At 33.6% G+C, this 19,315-nt stretch carries 17 protein-coding genes; 7 read left to right on the top strand and 10 right to left on the bottom strand.

Going from position 1 to position 19,315, the window contains the following annotated elements; translation table 11 throughout:
• Nucleotides 1-11 precede the first annotated feature (11 nt).
• The 4 genes from mreC to rodA are packed head-to-tail and all read left to right on the top strand — an operon-like array spanning nt 12 to nt 4,540.
• Nucleotides 12-824: a rod shape-determining protein MreC gene (gene mreC / locus MR053_RS00675; protein ID WP_242130608.1), complete on the top strand. Its 813-nt coding sequence runs from the start codon at nt 12-14 to the stop codon at nt 822-824.
• Nucleotides 817-1,323, top strand: coding sequence for a rod shape-determining protein MreD (locus MR053_RS00680; RefSeq protein ID WP_223548786.1), 507 nt, complete (start codon nt 817-819; stop codon nt 1,321-1,323). The genes mreC and MR053_RS00680 overlap by 8 nt, the downstream gene beginning before the upstream one ends.
• Nucleotides 1,320-3,263 (top strand): penicillin-binding protein 2, encoded by a 1,944-nt coding sequence (mrdA, locus tag MR053_RS00685; protein ID WP_242130609.1) that lies wholly within the window; start codon nt 1,320-1,322, stop codon nt 3,261-3,263. Before MR053_RS00680 ends, mrdA begins: the two co-directional genes overlap by 4 nt.
• On the top strand, nt 3,263-4,540 hold the full coding sequence (gene rodA, locus MR053_RS00690; protein WP_242130610.1) for a rod shape-determining protein RodA: 1,278 nt from the start codon (nt 3,263-3,265) through the stop codon (nt 4,538-4,540). Before mrdA ends, rodA begins: the two co-directional genes overlap by 1 nt.
• Before the next feature lie 70 nt (nt 4,541-4,610).
• Here rodA and gldC read toward each other — a convergent pair whose 3' ends face one another.
• Nucleotides 4,611-4,946 (bottom strand): gliding motility protein GldC, encoded by a 336-nt coding sequence (gene gldC, locus MR053_RS00695; RefSeq protein WP_223548790.1) that lies wholly within the window; start codon nt 4,944-4,946, stop codon nt 4,611-4,613.
• Nucleotides 4,947-5,915, bottom strand: coding sequence for a gliding motility lipoprotein GldB (gene gldB / locus MR053_RS00700; protein WP_223548792.1), 969 nt, complete (start codon nt 5,913-5,915; stop codon nt 4,947-4,949).
• A 95-nt stretch (nt 5,916-6,010) separates the two neighbouring features.
• On the opposite strand from gldB, the gene nadE reads away from it, so the two are divergent.
• On the top strand, nt 6,011-6,799 hold the full coding sequence (gene nadE, locus MR053_RS00705; protein WP_223548794.1) for an NAD(+) synthase: 789 nt from the start codon (nt 6,011-6,013) through the stop codon (nt 6,797-6,799).
• Nucleotides 6,800-6,905: 106 nt separating this feature from the next.
• Nucleotides 6,906-7,538: a response regulator gene (locus MR053_RS00710; protein ID WP_223548796.1), complete on the top strand. Its 633-nt coding sequence runs from the start codon at nt 6,906-6,908 to the stop codon at nt 7,536-7,538.
• Here MR053_RS00710 and dnaG read toward each other — a convergent pair whose 3' ends face one another.
• Complete coding sequence (gene dnaG / locus MR053_RS00715) at nt 7,539-9,497, bottom strand: DNA primase (RefSeq protein ID WP_242130611.1); 1,959 nt, start codon at nt 9,495-9,497, stop codon at nt 7,539-7,541. It lies immediately after the preceding gene.
• Nucleotides 9,498-9,680: 183 nt separating this feature from the next.
• Between dnaG and MR053_RS00720 the strand changes: the two genes are divergently transcribed.
• Nucleotides 9,681-10,061: a DoxX protein gene (locus MR053_RS00720; protein WP_242130612.1), complete on the top strand. Its 381-nt coding sequence runs from the start codon at nt 9,681-9,683 to the stop codon at nt 10,059-10,061.
• Nucleotides 10,062-10,095: 34 nt separating this feature from the next.
• Here the strand turns inward: MR053_RS00720 and MR053_RS00725 are convergent, their stop codons facing one another.
• The 7 genes from MR053_RS00725 to MR053_RS00755 all read right to left on the bottom strand — a co-directional run bounded on the left by MR053_RS00725 (nt 10,096) and on the right by MR053_RS00755 (nt 19,301).
• Nucleotides 10,096-11,073: a polyprenyl synthetase family protein gene (locus MR053_RS00725; protein WP_242130613.1), complete on the bottom strand. Its 978-nt coding sequence runs from the start codon at nt 11,071-11,073 to the stop codon at nt 10,096-10,098.
• A gap of 198 nt (nt 11,074-11,271) precedes the next feature.
• Nucleotides 11,272-12,312 carry a 23S rRNA (adenine(2503)-C(2))-methyltransferase RlmN gene (gene rlmN, locus MR053_RS00730; RefSeq protein ID WP_223548803.1) on the bottom strand — a complete coding sequence of 347 codons (1,041 nt, stop codon included), beginning with the start codon at nt 12,310-12,312 and terminating at the stop codon, nt 11,272-11,274.
• A gap of 233 nt (nt 12,313-12,545) precedes the next feature.
• Complete coding sequence (gene queA / locus MR053_RS00735; RefSeq protein ID WP_223548805.1) at nt 12,546-13,595, bottom strand: tRNA preQ1(34) S-adenosylmethionine ribosyltransferase-isomerase QueA; 1,050 nt, start codon at nt 13,593-13,595, stop codon at nt 12,546-12,548.
• Nucleotides 13,596-13,765: 170 nt separating this feature from the next.
• Nucleotides 13,766-14,998: a 3-phosphoshikimate 1-carboxyvinyltransferase gene (locus tag MR053_RS00740; protein ID WP_242130614.1), complete on the bottom strand. Its 1,233-nt coding sequence runs from the start codon at nt 14,996-14,998 to the stop codon at nt 13,766-13,768.
• A 120-nt stretch (nt 14,999-15,118) separates the two neighbouring features.
• The gene (locus MR053_RS00745; protein ID WP_242130615.1) at nt 15,119-15,445 is read right to left on the bottom strand and encodes a nucleotide pyrophosphohydrolase; all 327 of its coding nucleotides are present in this window, start codon (nt 15,443-15,445) and stop codon (nt 15,119-15,121) included.
• Nucleotides 15,446-17,386: a DUF3857 domain-containing protein gene (locus tag MR053_RS00750; protein WP_242130616.1), complete on the bottom strand. Its 1,941-nt coding sequence runs from the start codon at nt 17,384-17,386 to the stop codon at nt 15,446-15,448.
• Nucleotides 17,379-19,301 carry a DUF3857 domain-containing protein gene (locus tag MR053_RS00755; protein ID WP_242130617.1) on the bottom strand — a complete coding sequence of 641 codons (1,923 nt, stop codon included), beginning with the start codon at nt 19,299-19,301 and terminating at the stop codon, nt 17,379-17,381. Before MR053_RS00755 ends, MR053_RS00750 begins: the two co-directional genes overlap by 8 nt.
• Nucleotides 19,302-19,315: the final 14 nt, after the last annotated feature.

Genomic DNA, 19,315 nt, shown 5'->3' on the forward strand with positions numbered 1-19,315 from the left:
GTCTATAAACCATGCAACAAATTGTAAATTTTATTATAAGAAACAAAAACTTTTTGTTGTTCTTGTTACTGTTTTCCTTATCTATCTTTTTTATTATCCAATCGCACTCTTACCACAAAAGTAAGTTCATTAATTCTGCTAATTTTTTAACTGGAGGCATTTACAATAAAGTAAATAATATAAATGAATACTTTAGCTTAAAATCCCAGAACAAAATTTTAACTGAGGAAAATAATAGGCTGAAATCACTATTATACAATTATTCCAATAAAGTAGATACAAGTTTTATAGATAGTACAAAATTTTCAAGTCAATACCGATTCACCTCTGCCAATATCATAAAGAATAGCTATAATTTACACAATAACATGTTGTTATTGAACAAAGGTCAAAACGACAGTATAGAAGAAGATTTTGGGGTTATTTCTTCAAAAGGTATTATAGGTATAGTAGATAAAAGTAGTACTAATTACTCTACAGTAATTTCTATATTGAGTACAACAAGTCAAATAAGTGCGCAACTAAAAAACACAAACCACTATGGCTCGTTAAAATGGAACGGAAATTCCCCTGAACTTGTTCAACTTATTGATATTCAAAAAGTTGCCCCTGTAAAAATTGGCGACACTATCATAACGTCAGGGCGTTCTTCTATATTTCCAAAAGGCATTCTGATTGGAGCTGTCCAAGATTTTAAATTGGACGATGCCGAAAATTTTTATACACTAAACGTAAAGTTATTTAATGACATGACCAATATCGAGCATGTACATATTATTGAAAACATAGACAAACCCGAAATAACCAATCTGCTAAATGAATAGTGTTATTTCCATACATACCATTCGTTTTATAATACTTGTGTTAGCCCAAGCGCTTATTTTTAACCATATTAATTTTTTAGGGTATATCAATCCTTATCCATACTTATTATTCATCTTATTTTACCCTGTAAAAAATAATAGGATGCTATTTATTTTTTTAAGTTTTTTATTGGGCCTAACAGTGGATATGTTTTTGGACACCGGTGGCATACACGCAGCTTCATCTGTATTGATTGCTTATGCAAGACCAATATTTTTAAAATCATCTTTCGGTATGATTTACGAACACCAAACCATTAAATTTAGCGCAGTAGAGTTTGGCTCAAAACTTACATACATTACTTTTTTAACAGCTATTCATCACATAGTTCTTTTCTCTCTGGAAATATTTAGTGCTTCAAAAATAATTTTAACCCTGCAAAGAGCGTTATTCTCAAGTATATTTACTATACTTTTATGTGTATTGTTAACTATAATATTCTCCAGGAATAAGGCATGAGAAAATTTTTGCTTTTCTTATCAGTAATTAGTGTTGGATTTATTTTTATTGGGAGGTTATTTTATCTTCAGGTATATACATATACCGCTTCCAAACACGATTTATTTTTAGACAATGCTATTAGAAAGGTTTATGATTACCCCAAACGTGGTTTTGTATACGATAGAAACGGCGAGCTTTTGGTTGCCAATCAGCCGTCTTATGATGTCATGGTCATTCCAAGGGAAGTCGACTCTTTCAATATTGAAGAATTTTGTAAACTGTTAAAAATTGATACGGTTCAATATAACAAAACATTAAAACAGGCGACAAATTACTCTCCAAGACTTCCTTCGGTTTTTGTATCTCACCTTTCGAAGGAAGATTACGCCGTACTCCAAGAAAAAATGCGAAAATATGAAGGATTCTATATTCAAAAACGCTCCTTAAGGCATTACCAAAGATCCATTGGTGCCAATGTATTGGGCGATATTGGAGAGGTCAATTCCAGGGATATTAAATCTGATTCCTACTACACTATGGGTGATTTAAAAGGTAAACAGGGTGTTGAAGCCTCTTATGAAAATATTTTACGAGGTGTAAAAGGTTTAAAATTTATTCAAAAAGATCGCTTTAATAGAGATATTGGCCCTTACAAAGAAGGAAAACTGGATATTCTTCCAGAACAAGGCAAGGATATTACCATTACTATTGACGCTAAGTTACAAGAGTATGGTGAGTTACTTATGCAAAACAAACGCGGTGGCGTTATTGCAATAGAACCTTCTTCTGGTGAAATTTTGGCTATGGTAGCCGCTCCTTCTTATGACCCAAATATTTTAGTTGGCAGAAACCGCTCAAAGAACTTTTCCAAACTCTTTAACGATTCCAAAGCTAACCCTCTATTCAACAGAAGCCTGCAAGGGTTGTATGAACCTGGTTCCCCCTTCAAATTAATGAATGCCTTAATAGGTCTTCAAGAAGGTGTTATAACACCTCATGAAACGGTTACCTGCTATGCAGGATATAGGTATGGCAATAGATTTATGAAATGCCATTGTTATATTGGCAGACGCAATAACATGATTTCTGGCATTCAGGAATCGTGCAATGCCTATTTCGCAACCGTATATAGAAAAATATTGGACAAAAATGGTAGTGCTTCAGATGGTATTGATGTATGGAGCAAGCATGCCAAAAGCTTTGGTCTTGGCAACTACTTAAACAATGACTTATTTGTTGGTCAAAAAGGGCGTATTCCAGATAGAGATTACTATAAAAAGGTCTATCCCAAAACATTCTATTCTACTTATACCATTTCAAATGCCATCGGACAGGGAGAAATAGCCACAACACCAATTCAACTTGCCAATATGATAGCCGCTATAGCTAATCGAGGGTACTATTACACACCCCATATAATAAAGTCTATTGACGGTGACACCATCCCAAAAAAATTCACCACTCGCAACTATACTTCTATCGATAAGCAACATTTTGAACCTGTTATTGAAGGCATGCATCAAGTATACAAAAATGGTACGGCCAAATGGTTACAGGTTAAAGATATCGACATTTGTGGAAAAACAGGAACCGTAGAGAATTTTACAAGGATTGATGGTGAACGAAAACAATTAACAGATCACTCTATTTTTGTTGCTTTTGCACCGAAAGAAAATCCAAAAATAGCCATTGCGGTATTTATTGAAAATGGGTATTGGGGTAGTCGATTTGCTGGTAAAGTAGCTAGTTTAATGATTGAAAAACATATAAAGGATGAAATTACTAGAACAGATCTAGAAGATTGGCTTCTAAGATATGGTCTAGAAAATGAATACGAGAAACCATACTCTGGTAAACCTTTCAACATAAATGACAAAACAATAGTTCATCCTGTTGATGACCTAGAGTATGAGCGATTAAAAAAACGACTGCAACAATTTAAAAACCAAAAAAGTTAATGGTTAGAGAAACCAACAGGCATTTTAAATTCGATTGGATTACCATCATTCTTTTTTTACTACTGGTAGGTTTTGGATGGCTAAATATTTTTTCGGCTTCACATACTGGCGAAACAATAGATTACTTTGACTTATCACAACCTTACGGTAAGCAATTAATTTTTATACTACTTACCTTTGGGTTAATAATTTTAATTCTATCTGTAGAAGCCAAGTTTTATGAACGGTTCTCTAGTATCATTTACATAATTTCTATGGTCTCTCTTGTAGGCCTCTTCCTTTTTGGCAAAAATGTTAATGGCGCTACGTCTTGGTATGCCATTGGTGGTATGACGTTACAACCCAGTGAGTTTGCCAAAGCAGCTACAGCCTTGGCCGTTGCTAAATACATTAGCGACTTAAACACCGATATTAAGCAACTTAAAGACCAACTACAAACCTTTACCATAATTATAATTCCTGCGCTTTTAGTGCTATTACAAAACGATACCGGAAGCACCGTAGTCTATGGCGCTTTTTTCTTTGTACTGTACCGGGAAGGCCTGCCTAAAATATTTTTAACACTAGGGGTAGTTGTTATTTTTCTATCGCTTTTTTCACTGAAATTCGGGTTTTTAATCACAACTATTATAGCAGCTATCTCAATTGTTGCACTTTATTTTTTATCGAAAAAGAAACCTCCAATTGTAATGTCTTTAATAGCCCTATTGCTCTGTATGGGTTTATCCTTTAGTGTGAAATTTTTCTATCAGGATATTTTAAAACCCCATCAACAAGATCGAATTAGTCTTTGGTTACGTTTGGAAAAGGATCCAGAAAAATTAGAGCAAATGAAAAAAACCTTTGCTTACAATCTTAATGAGTCAGAAAAAGCGATTAGCTCTGGAGGTATCTCTGGAAAAGGTTTTTTGGAAGGTACCCGAACGACCGGAAAGTTTGTACCAGAACAACATACTGATTATATTTTTAGTACTGTTGGTGAGGAGTGGGGATTTATTGGAAGTGCATTAGTAGTGGTTACTTTTGTTTTGTTACTGTTACGTATCCTTCATTTGGCTGAATTACAAAAGTCACAATTTAGTAGGGTTTATGGTTACGGCGTGGCCTCAATAATTTTCATGCACTTTCTCATTAATATTGGTATGGTTATGGGATTAATTCCAACAATTGGTATTCCATTACCTATGTTTAGCTATGGAGGTTCAGGTCTTTGGGCATTTACCTTTTTACTGTTTGTCTTTATTAAACTAGATTCTAACAGAATAAATGAATGGTGACCCAGTAGATAATGTGTTAAAGACAGTACTGATTTTAGCCTTTTTACCCCTTAAAATGAAACTTTTGTCCCTACTTTTTCAACTCTAATTTTTCGGCAAAATAATCACAAAAATCCTTCATGGTGGCTGTCATCTTCGCATCCTGTGTTGCTCGGTTAAATGTATCACTCATGGCTACCAAGGTTTGGTGAAAAAACACCTTCATTTCATCCACTGGCATATCCTTAGTCCATAGATCAATACGTAATGTTTCTTTAGCTTTACTATCCCAAACCGAAAGCAACATAGCTTTAGCCTCTTCTTTAGTAATCCCTCCGTCTACTGCCGTCCATTGCAACTTTTCCGGAACACGATTTTCGTCCAATTCTACTAGCAGCTCTATTTTTGATGTTAAGTGATTTGCCATTTATTTTCTGGGTTTAAACTTAGAATTATTAAAAATATCTTCAGGACTTTTAGTAAGCATGTCTTTTAGAGACACATCATTGTTTGCCATATAAGCACGTACAATTTGCCAACCAATATACTGTCCCAATCTTGCTGGAGACTCATTATCTATTTGCTCTAGTCGAAACTTAGTGAAAGGAGCTGGGTTAATAAACCGATTTGGTAATTTTGAATCTGTACTATATAATAGTTCTCGTTCTATAAAATAACGCCAAATATAACTTTCATTAGCTACAGCCCATTGTAGTTCATCTTCTGAATAGCTGATACGTTCTGCTTCTGTTTTAAAAGGAATCATTATGTCGTTAAAATACAAAAGCTTTCCAAAATAAATCATTTCGTCCAAAAGCGATCGTCTTTGAGATTGATAAATATATTTCTTAGCATAAGCACTAGATAAATCGACTACCAATTGTTCTTTTTTTAAATCTTCATATATATATTTAGGTATACGGCTATTTACATAAAACTCATGATCATCCCCTAAATAGGAATCAATAGATAATAAGGCAATAGTATCTGTAACAATTACTTTATTTCTATAGTCCACATCATTTGTTACGGTAATAATTCTTGGCGGGTTAAACTCAGGAAAATAATAGCGTAGATGATTAAATAACGATTCAATTTCCAATTCTATATCATCAAAATTCGGAAAAGCTTTTTCAACCTCAGCGTATAACTGACGTTGCAAAGTGTCATTTTTTTTGGCAACCCAAAACGAATCTGGATATTTTTCGGCAAACATGAACGGATAAACCTGCTTTAGTTTCGGCAAATCTTTAACATCAGTGTTGGCAAACATTCTGTCAAAACGTTCAACGGTTATATTAGTATTTATTTTAGCTATGTCTTGTTCAAACTTATCGTCCTTTTTACAAGAAGCGGCCAACATAAGCATAATGAAAAGTAATCTCGTATACTTCATATAAAAACTTAAACGGTTTAATCTTTTATATATTGAGGGGTTTCTTTTATTTTTGTTTGCAAAGGTACTATTCTTAGATTTAAATTTAGCGTAATATGCAAACAGAAAAAGTAGTAAACCATATTGTTAATTGGTTAAAGGATTATGCTACTAAAGCAAATATGAATGGTTTTATTGTTGGTATTTCGGGAGGTATTGACTCTGCTGTCACTTCAACTTTATGCGCTAAAACTGGCTTAAAAGTTTTATGTTTAGAAATGCCCATTCACCAAGCAAAAAGTCATGTAACAAGAGCTCAAGAACACATAGCTCAATTAAAATCCAGATTTGATAACGTTATGGACATACGCACCAATTTAACTCCTGTTTTTGAATCGTTTAAGACAGAAGTTATAGCAGATGGCAGTCAGGCTACTGTAGATATGGCACTAGCTAATACCAGAGCCCGTTTGCGTATGGCTACCCTATACTACTATGCCGGTTTATATAAGCTACTTGTAGCCGGAACAGGAAACAAAGTCGAAGATTTTGGTGTTGGATTCTTTACTAAATATGGTGATGGAGGAGTTGATTTGAGTCCAATTGCCGATTTGGTAAAATCTGAAGTTTATCAATTGGGAGATTTTTTAAAGGTCCCTGAAAGTATTATGAAAGCAGTACCCAGTGATGGCCTTTTTGGAGATGCTAGAAGTGATGAGGACCAAATTGGCGCTTCGTATCCCGAATTGGAATGGGCTATGGATATGGATAACAAAAACAAAACTTCTAAAGACTTTACTGGACGCAAACAAGAAGTCTTTAAAATATACAAACGCTATAACAGTTCAAACAAGCACAAAATGGTCCCCATACCTGTCTGCAATATCCCGAAGAAATTTAATTAATACATTAAAATTGTAAAAAAAGTAGTATCTTTACATTATAGCTTAAGTCTCTCAACCAACCTATATAATCATACTCTTAAATGATTATACTTAAAAGCTAAAAGATATGATAAAATTATTAATAGCAGACAACCACCCTATTATTAGAAAGGGTTTAGAACTACTCTTAACTTCTTCCTCAAGTATTGACATTGTTGGAAGTGTAGATGATGGTGAAGCCATTCTAGAATTTGTTAAGAACAATCCGGTAGATATTATTTTAACCGAAGTTAATTTTCCTAAATTAAATGGTTTAACTGTACTAAGGCATTTAAAAAATGACTACCCAGACATTAAAACCATTATTTTTAGTGGCGAACCAGAAGAAGTTTACGCTATAAACGCCATTAAAGCTGGCGCTTATGGTTTCGTTTCAAAAACCGTTAATATTATCACCATTAGTGAAGCTATAATGAAAGTTCACGAAGGCGGTATTTACCTTAGCAATGAACTTACACAACAGCTTGCATTTGGAACACGAACTAATAAATCTGGAAGATTTTATAAAAAGTTATCTACTAGGGAAGCTGAAGTTTTAAAACTATTAACTGTAGGCAAAAAGAACAAGGAAATTTCTAAAGAACTGGACATTAACGAAAAAACGGTAAGCACATACAAGGCACGTTTGATGCGAAAGCTTAAAGTCAATAACTTGGTAGATTTGGTAAATCAAGCTAAACTTTCGGAGCAAGTTCATTAGCTACAAGACACGGTTTAACTTTCTAGACAATAGCATTTTTAAACTAGAGTAATCCTTTACCTCCTCAAGTACATGTTTATTTGAGTCAGATTTGTTTTGCTCTGTTTCTTGCTGAAACTCCTTTACCTTAAGATCTATTAAAAAACACCTTAAACTTAAAATAGTTTCACTTACTAACTGGGCAACTGTATGATTTTTTTCTTTAGGATAAATATTCATACGTTGCCAGTTATCAAGATGATAGCGTTCATCATCCATTAAAATGGAAGTGATTTCATTAGTCATATCTTGATCTACGGAGTTGATAAATGTTTTCAGTTCAAATTCAGGATTTTGATTTAAGGCATCTATTATGGTATAGTAAAGACTTTTAAACTTTTGGTTGGTGAATTCCATTTCATCATCCTGAAGATCTAAAAACACCTTTTCGAAAACTTTGGCTTGATGCACAACAGGTTCTAAAATTAATTCTCCCTTATTGTTTTCTTTAAGCACTAAATCTTCAAAATCTTCAGTTTTATCGCCATAAAGCAACAAAATTTCTATGATTTTACGTTCTAAAACATATTGAACATCAATCTTATTAATTAGTTGTTCATGCTTTATAACTTCAAAAGCTTTGCGTTCGGCTCTATACTTTTGGTTTTCTTCATGAAACTCTTTTTTGTTAATCTGTGCCAGCGTACTAAATAAAACGGCTTCACTAATATCCATAATACGAGCACATTCCTGAATGTATATCTCCTTTTTTATACGATCGGGAATTTTAGAAATACTGTTTACAATATCCCTAACGGTTTCTGCCTTTTTAATAGGATCGTTCTTGGAATCTTCAAAGAGTACGGATGCCTTGAATTGAATAAAATCCTTGGCATTCTCTTCCAAATAGTGTGTAAGTTCCTCTAGCGTATTTTGCTTTGCAAAACTATCGGGATCTTCTCCTTCTGGAAATGAACACACCTTAACATTCATACCTTGTTCCAAAATAAGGTCAATACCCCTAAGTGAAGCACGCATGCCTGCCGCATCACCATCAAACAAGACTGTAATATTTTTGGTTAACCTGTTTATTAAGCGAATTTGTTCTGGTGTTAGAGCCGTGCCAGATGATGACACCACATTCTTAATTCCCGTTTGATAGAACTGAATGACATCGGTGTAACCTTCAACCAAATAGCAATTATCTTCTTTAGCTATACTTTGCTTGGCATGAAAAATACCATAAAGCACCTTACTTTTATGGTATATGTCACTTTCAGGAGAATTAAGGTATTTGGCTGCTTTCTTATCGTTTATTAAAATGCGTCCTCCAAAGCCCAATACCCGTCCACTCATACTCTTTATGGGAAATATGACCCGTCCTTTAAACCTGTCGAATCGTTTGTTGTCCTTAACTATTGTTAGTCCCGTTTTTTCCAAATAATCGATGTTATAGCCCATTTTTAAGGCCTCATCAGTAAAAGCCTGCCATTCGTTTAGGGAATATCCCAAATTGAACTTTTTTATGGTATCTTCAGTAAAACCACGTTCCTTAAAATAACTTAGCCCTATAGACTTACCTTTATCGGTTTTATAAAGTATCTTTTGAAAATAATCATTGGCAAACTCACTAACCAAAAACAAACTTTCACGCTCATTGGCAGCTTCTTTTTGCTCATTGGTCTGTTCGGTTTCCTCTATTTCGATATTATATTTTTTAGCCAAATATTTTATGGCTTCTGGATAGGTGAAATGCTCATGTTCCATTAAAAAGGCAACAACATTACCTCCTTTTCCTGTACTAAAGTCCTTCCATATTTGTTTTACGGGCGACACCATAAAACTCGGGGTACGTTCATCACTAAATGGACTCAACCCCTTAAAGTTACTGCCTGCCTTTTTAAGCTGAACAAAATCGCCAATAACCTCCTCTACTCGGGCAGTTTCAAATACTTGGTCTATGGAAGATTGTGATATCACAATATAAAGCTATAAGAATTGTAAAAATACTATAAACTATGGATTATAGAAATTATAAATACCCTGATTAGTGTTTCTTAGTAATCACATGACATTAGTCATATTTTATAAAATCCGCATAAAGTATCTTTACTTTGCACTTAATATAAATACTAAACATTTTAATTTATTAATCTTAAAGTCATGGCTACCACTGCAAAATTTTCTCCTCTTTTAAGGATTATTTTAGGTTTATTTTTGATTGTATATGCCCTCAACCAATTTTTCCATTTCATACCATTTACTTATGGTGAAATGCCTGAAAATACTAGGGATTTCATTGATGCCGTTGCCATTTACCTACCCTACTTGTATATTTTTGAAATAATAATAGGACTATTCTTGATCTTTAACAAATGGGTCCCTTTTATTTTAATTGTATTGTTTCCGCTAAGCGTTTCCTTTTTAATCTTTAATCTGTCTGATAATGATTTTAGCAAAATATGGACCGCTTTAATTGTAGCTTTTTTAAATATTATGCTGTTGTTAGGTTATAAGGAAAAGTACAAACCGCTTTTTAAATAATAGCTTTAATTCAACTAGAACAAAAATTTCAAACTTATTTCTTCCTATCTATTACATAATTCACCATAAGCTCAAGTGAATCCTTATAATCTGATTTTGGGTAGGATTTAAGCATATTTAATGCCTCTTCCTGAAATTGTTTCATTTTGCTTATAGCATAGTCCAGTCCGCCATTAGTTTTAACAAAGGCTATAACTTCCTTAACCCTCTTTTTATCCTTGTTATGATTCTTTATGGAATTGATTAACCAGTTTTTGTCCTTCTTGGATGCGTGATTAAGCACATGAATTAAAGGCAAGGTCATTTTCTGTTCCTTAATATCTATACCCGTAGGCTTACCAATTTGTGTATCACCGTAATCGAATAAATCATCCTTAATTTGAAATGCCATTCCTATAAGTTCACCAAATTTGCGCATATCCTCTACATGTTGTGATTCGGGTTTTACCGAAGCCGCCCCCAAGCTACAACAGGCAGCTATTAATGTTGCTGTTTTTTGACGTATGATTTCATAATACACATCTTCAGTTATATCTAACCTACGTGCTTTTTCTATTTGCAGTAATTCGCCCTCGCTCATTTCGCGAACGGCAATGGAAATAATTTTAAGTAAATCAAAATCGTTATTATCAATAGACAAAAGCAAGCCCTTAGATAATAAAAAATCACCAATCAATACCGCAATTTTATTTTTCCATAGTGCATTTACCGAAAAGAATCCACGGCGGCGGTTACTGTCATCTACTACATCGTCATGCACTAAAGTTGCTGTATGGATAAGCTCAATAACCGATGCTCCACGATAGGTACGCTCACTTATCTCTCCATTAGATACCATTTTGGCTACCAAAAAAACAAACATAGGGCGCATTTGTTTGCCTTTTCTATTTACTATATAATGCGTAATTCTATTTAGTAGCGCCACCTTTGAGGACATAGAAAGTTGGAACTTTTGCTCGAAAAGTTCCATCTCGAAAGCGATGGGTTGTTTTATTTGTTCGACTATTTTCAAATCAGCCTATTAAGCAGATTCAAAGATACTATTTCAAATGAAACATTCATTATTAATTTTTAATCACAAAAAAAGGATAGATTTAATGTTAAAACTTATGTAGAGTTTAGTAGAAGTACAGTCATAGAAAAATAGATATCATGACATAAAAATATGGATTTATTAAAGAAAAACTTCTACACACGAATCATAATTATTTTAAGATTTATTTGCCAACTGTCCACATGCAGCATCAATATCCTTACCTCGGCTTCGGCGTACATTAACCACGATTCTGTTTTGTTCCAAGGTCCTTATATATTGTTCCAATGCTTCATTTGAAGCTTGTTGGTAGCCTCCGTCATCAATTGGATTGTATTCTATAATATTGACCTTGCAGGGCACATATTTACAAAACTTCACGAAAGCATCGATGTCTTCTTGGGTGTCATTAACCCCTTTCCAAACCACATATTCATAGCTTATTTTCCTTTTTGTCTTGGTGTACCAATACTCCAAAGCTTCACGCAAATCATCCAAGGGAAAGGTTTCATTAAATGGCATTATGGACGTTCTAACCTCATCTATTGCAGAATGTAAGGATACTGCCAAATTAAACTTAACGCCATCATCAGCCATCTTTTTAATCATTTTAGGCACTCCTGAAGTCGATAAAGTAATGCGCTTAGGCGACATGCCCAAGCCTTCTGGTGATGTGATTTTATCTATGGCCTTTAGCACATTATTGTAATTCATAAGTGGTTCGCCCATACCCATAAACACAATATTGCTTAATGGACGGTTATGGTAATACCGACTCTCATTATCGATTGCCACCACCTGATCATAAATCTCATCGGGGTTTAAATTGCGCATACGCTTTAACCGTGCCGTAGCACAAAATTTACAATCTAGACTACAGCCAACCTGACTGGATACACAGGCCGTAGTTCTTGTAGATGTAGGTATTAGAACCGATTCCACAATTAAACCATCGTGAAGCCTTACAGCATTTTTAATAGTTCCATCACTACTACGTTGCATGTTATCCACTTGAATGTGGTTAATAACGAAGTTATCCTCAAGCATTTGTCGAGTTGACTTCGATATATTGGTCATATCATCAAAAGTATGCGCCGATTTTTGCCAAAGCCACTCGTATACCTGATTTCCCCGAAAGGCCTTATCACCTTGTTTTACAAAGAAGTCGCGTAACTGTTCCTTGGTAAATGCACGTATATCTTTTTTGTTAGCTCCCATAAGTGGTACAAAAATAGTGAAAGGAATTGCTATTGAAGCATTATGGTTTAACGATTTTCATACTACAATTCTTTTTGCGTTAGGCATAGAAATTTTGTTGGAGCTCTTTACATTGAAGACCAAGGTGTTCCTAAAGTATTTACGATAAAGACTACTAAAAAAGTCCAACCAACACTTATAAGTACGTTAATGTTCAAAAACAAAAAAGCCCTGAACTAGTCAGGGCATATACTTTATAAGATTAACATGGCATCACCATAGCTGTAAAATTTATACTTTTCCTTTATAGCCTCTTCATAGGCCCTCTTTATAAAATCATGACCAGCAAAGGCAGATACCATCATCAACAAGGTTGATTTTGGTGTATGGAAATTGGTAACCATACAATTTGCTATACTAAAATCATACGGTGGAAAAATAAACTTGTTGGTCCAACCATCCATTTCATTTAACATACCGTTAGATGATACTGCACTTTCAATAGCTCGCATAACTGTGGTACCTACAGCACAAACACGTTTTTTATTTTGAATACCTAAATTAACAGTTTGTACGGCTTTGGCATCTATAGTCAATTCTTCACTATCCATTTTATGTTTGGAGAGATCTTCAACTTCAACAGGATTAAAAGTACCCAAACCAACATGTAATGTTACCTCAGCGAAATTAACTCCTTTTATTTCTAAACGCTTTAACAAGTGTTTAGAAAAGTGCAATCCAGCTGTTGGAGCTGCTACAGCGCCTTCATTTTTTGCATAGATGGTTTGATAACGATCTTCATCTTCCGGCTCTACCTCACGCTTTATATATTTTGGAAGCGGAGTTTCACCAAGTTCTTTGAGCTTATTTCTAAACTCTTTATAAGATCCATCATATAAAAAACGAAGGGTTCTACCCCTAGAAGTTGTATTATCTATAACTTCTGCCACTAAGGTATCATCATCACCGAAATACAACTTGTTGCCAATTCGTATTTTACGAGCCGGGTCTACCAAAACATCCCAAAGACGTTGTTCCTCATTAAGTTCCCTTAATAAAAATACTTCTATACGCGCACCTGTTTTTTCTTTATTTCCATATAACCTAGCAGGGAACACTTTAGTATTGTTTAAAATCAATACATCATCCTCATTAAAATAATCGATAAGGTCTTTAAAATATTTATGTTCAATGGTTTGGTCTTTTCTATTTAAAACCATTAAACGTGCCTCATCCCTATTTTCTGAAGGGTATTCTGCTAATAAATCGCTTGGTAAATTGAAACCAAAGTTTGATAATTTCATGTGTTAGTATTTATTTTTTTCAAAGGTCACATGTAACTTTCTAAGCGTCATTCACTAAACAATCCGCTTAACTCGATTAAAGTTTCATGTGTTTATTTTTATTGCTTCTTTTTAAGAAAGTTGCAAATATACAATGTCTAGGTAGGCGTTGTCAAGTAAATGGGTGATTTTTATTTTGCAATTTGAAAACCCAAAGTTTGCAAATCTTCCCAAAAGGTTGGATAGGACTTAGAGACCACCATGGCATCATTTATAATTATGGGAACTTTTAAAGCTAACGGTGCAAAAGCCATAGCCATTCTATGATCGTTATACGTATCTATTGCAACCATTTCATTAATATGCTCTGAAGCTGAAAGATGCAATGACTTATCCGTAATCTTAACAACTCCTCCTAATTTTTCAATTTCGGCCTTTAAGGCCACTAATCTATCTGTTTCCTTTATTTTAAGGGTGTGCAATCCTGTTAAGTTACAGGTTATACCAAGTGCAAAGCAAGTCACTGAAATGGTTTGTGCGATGTCTGGCGATTCAGTTAAATCGAATGCGATTGTTTGTTCTTTATTTACTTCCGAAACTTTTTTAAGCTTAATAGTATTATTTCCATAAATTGTCTCAACCCCAAAGTGTTTATAAAATTCAATTAAAGCCGAATCACCTTGTAATGAGTTTGCCTTGTAAGAGGATAAAGTAATTTCAGTACCAACGTCGCACAGTGCTACAATACTGAAATAATAGGATGCCGAAGACCAATCGGATTCTACGGTCAACGTTTTAGGCTCTGGGCTTTCGGTTTTTGGTTTTACCGTGATTGTATTACCAATAAATGTGTTTTCAATACCAAGTACGTCCAATAAAGCCAGGGTCATTTTTATATAAGGAACAGACGTGATCTCCCCTTCTAGATGCAACTGAATTCCATTTTCCAATCTCGAAGCGATTAACAAAAGTGCCGATATGTATTGACTGCTTACATTAGCCCTTAGCGATACTTTATTTTTGGTAAGTTTTTTACCTTTTATTCGAATGGGTGGATACCCCTCATTTTCTTCATAAGCAATATCTGCACCTAGTTCCTGTAAGGCTTCAACCAAAATTTTTATAGGACGTTCCTTCATACGTTTGGATCCTGTTAAGACAACCTCCCTACATTCTTGAATTGAGAAATAAGCTGTTAAAAATCGCATCGCTGTTCCTGCATGATGAATATCCACAATCTCAGCATCTGAGCTTAACGCATTGGTCATTAAATTACTATCATCGGAATTTGATACATTGTTAAGTTTCAATTCTGGATACAAAGCTTGGAGCAGCAACAAACGGTTGGATTCACTTTTTGAACCCGTTATTGTGATTTCAGATTTACGATTTACGATTTTAGATTGGCGAAGTAAAATATCCATTGTAAAAATTGCCTTGCTTATTAAGCCTGCAAATTTACTCGATAATCGATATTAATGCTACGAAACTTGTTATTTTTTTAGGTATAGTTTTAATTCTTAAACCAATTTATTTTAAAGTATTCATTTCAACTTTTTATTATTATGGTGCCTATCGTGATCACGCTTTGCTTTTTTATCCATTCTTTTGTCAAATGCCTGTTCCAAATCGGTTCCTGTTTGATTGGCCAAACATAATAAAACAAAAAGCACATCAGCCAATTCCTCACCTAAGTCCTTATCCTTATCGCTTTCTTTTTCACTTTGTTCACCATAACGTCTAGCAATAATACGCGCTACTTCACCTACTTCTTCAGTAAGCTGCGCCATATTGGTAAGCTCATTAAAATACCTAACTCCGTGTGCTTTAATCCAATCGTCTACTACCTTCTGTGCATTTTTTATGTCCATCTACACCTTTTTTAGAACTATTTGTTCATTTTCTTTTATAATCATTTGATTAAAAAATTCTTTCAAAAATAAATAATGATCTGGATATATCTGTGCATTACTTACCTCAAAATCAACCATTAAAAGTATTTTATTACCAACCACTTTTGGTATAAACTTAAATAAACCTAAGTCGTCTGGTATTTTCATAACTACAGGTTCAGGTTGAGACTCTAATTGGTAATTATTAGGTAGTTCAATAGTCACCACCGCTTTTTGACTAAATGGATACCCGAAATCAATCGGAAATTTTCTTTCTTCAAGCTTAAATGGGTTTTCTTTAATCCTTAAAAAGGACATTGGGTGAATATAAATTTTATCATCAATTATATCTGCCCCCGTTTCCTGATAATAGTCAAAAGATTCGGAAACATAACCATCATATGTCTCAGTATTTTTTACTTCATAATTAGATATTTCAATATTATCGTACTTTTCTTCTAAATTGATAATAAAGTTCTCCTCATCTGCTTTTTTATATGCCTCTCTAAATTTATAAGCACTATGATTTGTATGTCTTGACATTAAATGGCCCTTAACTTCTCCTTCTTCATTCAAACTTGCAGTTATTGAATATTGAGAAATGGCAGCTTCGGGAGTTTGAATTTCTATTTGTTTCCAAACCAAATTGTCATTATCTATATATATCCCCTTCCAATTGTAATCTTTAACGGGTAATAAATTTATGTCACTAAATTCGTCAGTAGCGTCCATAAAGTATTTCTTATCGTCAATTTCAGCATAAGCAATAACATAATTCAACCTATCTACCGTTGGGAAAAAAGGGATTATATTGTCTTTGGTACTTATTACTACTGGATTGGCTTTTATACCTGCGTCCCTTAACATGGCTACTAATGTTAAGTTTATATCTCCTGTATTTCCTTTTTTTTCCTTTAATGCTTTCTTAATACCATAATAAAATCCCTTCCCATCTATCCCATTCCATTTAATATTATCTTTAACATATTTGAAAATGAGTCCCATTTTTTCAATTTGATCTGTTTTACCAGACAAAAGCTCTTCCAATTCGTCTTTAAAGGAATTTGTCTTATCCAATTTATTCTTGTAATCATCAGTATTTCCAATATATTGCGCTACATCACCCCAAGATCGCGAATAACTTTTATAATATCCTGGTAACTCTACAGATACTAGTTCGAATATTACTCCTGCCCTATAGTTATCTATATTATCTACATAACTTTCATCTTTAAGAGCTGGGACATTATTTAAAAAGTATTTTGTTGATACCACATTCATGCCTATTCTATTGTCACGCTTTGTCTCCACTTTAGGATAAAAACTTAAATAGCCTTTACTTGTTTTATTAAACCTATAGCCTTCTGGTGTCCTTATTTCCACTTCCATCTTTTTAATTGGGACATCATACTGTAGCCTAACCTCATCAATATCAAAATAAAACGGTGACCTAATGGTATACTTATATTCAATTACAGAGCCTTCCTTTACATTTGGCATGGTAAACTTTGTTTGATCATAATTATACCTCACTTCATTTTTAAAAATTTGGTCTTTATCTAAAGCGGTTTCAACAATTTTTCCATTTTCAATATTATAGGTAAAGGCTTTAATTTTAGTTACGGTTTCTCTAGCACTGCCACTCTTAAACAAATCTATTTCATGCGTAGCATAATCAAAACCCTCTTTATTATATATTTTAACTCGTTCGTGGATCTCGGTCAATAATTCCGTATTAACATTAGTAGACAATAAATAAGTGTTTTGATGTCTATATAACACAACAGCATTTGCCGATTGGTCCAGAGAATAGGATTCTTCAAATAATTCCTCTTTTGACACCTTACCAAAATCTATTTCTTGCGAAAAATTAAACTGAATCGATATTATAAATACTATTAGACTGATTTTTTTAATCATGATTAGAGGTTTTTTTTAATATTATCTTGGAATCATCGTTACTTGCTACCTTTTTTCTAAAATTGCGGTATGAATCATAGTCAGACTTTGTAAAATCACCTTTTGAAATTAACAATTTTCTTTTGTATTGAATTTCATTATCCCGAACAATATACTCGGCACTATATTCTCCAAACTTATTTTTAATTTGAATATTATCGGGTATAGACTCTACCTCAAAATCCATAGGTACTTTGTAAATAAAAACATCTTCATCCAAGTAACCTCTTTGTATTTCAACAGGCAATCTTCTATTTCTATACCTATTAGGAACAAATGAATTTTTGTTAAATGTATTGGGCGCAAAAATGAGCTTGTCTCCACTTGAAGAAGCATAGTTTGACGCATAAAGCTTAATTGTTTCTGTAAATTCTACTATTTCTTTATTATTTTCAAAGGTATAATCAAGAACCTCTAAATTATTTACATTGCTCCAGTACTCTTTATAATATTCGATAACATTTTTTTTAGATTCTCGTTCAATACCAAATCGTTTATCGTATTGAATCCCTTTGGTCTTTATAGACACATCAGATGCTATGCTAGCATCAGGATTAAGCTCAACTTCAGCTGTAGTAAGTTGATAATTATCTTTATCTGGATAGACTGTAGTTTTAATTATTTCTCCAGTATTACCTTTTATAGCAAGTACGTTTCTATTGTCGGTAAAACTACCTATAAATCCAAATGGGTGAACTTGACTCGTACAGTCAAGCCAAATCATCTTATCTTCAGCTGGTATTCCTAATATAATATGATCTCCTTGTGCTAAGGATGCAAAATCCGTATCAAAATCAACAATTTCCCTACCCGACTCTACTACAGAATAATATGAAGTAATACCTGCTATTTCAAGAAGAGATTGGGTATAATTTGTTAACCCTTTGCAGTCTCCATATTTTACCTTATCCACTTCTATTGCGGCAATAGGCTGTATTCCCCCAATTCCAACTTGAACACTTATATACCTTGTATTTTCCTGAACAAACTCATAAATCTTTTTGGCTTTTTCAAGAGGATCATCTATACCTTCCACTAATGAGAGTATTGCCTGTTTTGTTTTTTCAGTCACTTCATTTCTACCATCCAATAGCGAATTCTTAATCCATGCTCCAAATTCCATCCAATCTTTAGCTTGACCATCGACTCCATTATAATGAAACTTTTCCGTTGCAACCATAACCTGAGGTGTGATTTTAGAAAAGCTAGGACTCAAATCTTCTGGTTTTAAAGATGGAACATTAGAAATGGCATAAGACAATGAAGTATTTGTAGTATTGGAAACTATATTATAGCCATCAAAGTTTTTCTCTTTAAATCTAAGTCCCAGGTTAGCAAAATCATTCAAAGTGTAAGTATCTTTTTCTATGCTTACATAATAATCATTAATTGGCCTCCACATTGGTGTTAACGCTGTACTAACAGATTCAATCTCACAGGTAAAACTAACTGTATAAGGGTACTTTATTGGTGTATAAGCCATAAACAATACCCTAGAATCAGAATATAGAGTACCACCATCGACTGCACTATGATCTATAAAGTCCTTTTTTTTAATTTTTTTGATTTCTTCGCCAAATTCATCAAAAACAATTGCTTGTATCGATTTGACTTTAATGTAATTATCAAATCCAACACCTGCATTTAAATATCGATCTCCTTTTTCATTTAAAACAGTAACTACTCTGTGCAAGGAAGTCTTAATTTTTCTTTGCGATTCAATAACAATTTGTATATCATTCAATCTAATAACAGCATTAGCATTTTTTTTTAATTCGTCTGAAATATTTGAAACAGAGTATGTATTGCCTTGAGAGTAGATGAAATTACCGTTATAAAACAATATAAAAAGGGGAAGCAATAATTTAATTTTCATAGCACAACGCTTAC

It is taken from the genome of Aestuariivivens marinum (assembly GCF_022662175.1).
Taxonomy (GTDB): domain Bacteria; phylum Bacteroidota; class Bacteroidia; order Flavobacteriales; family Flavobacteriaceae; genus Aestuariivivens; species Aestuariivivens marinum.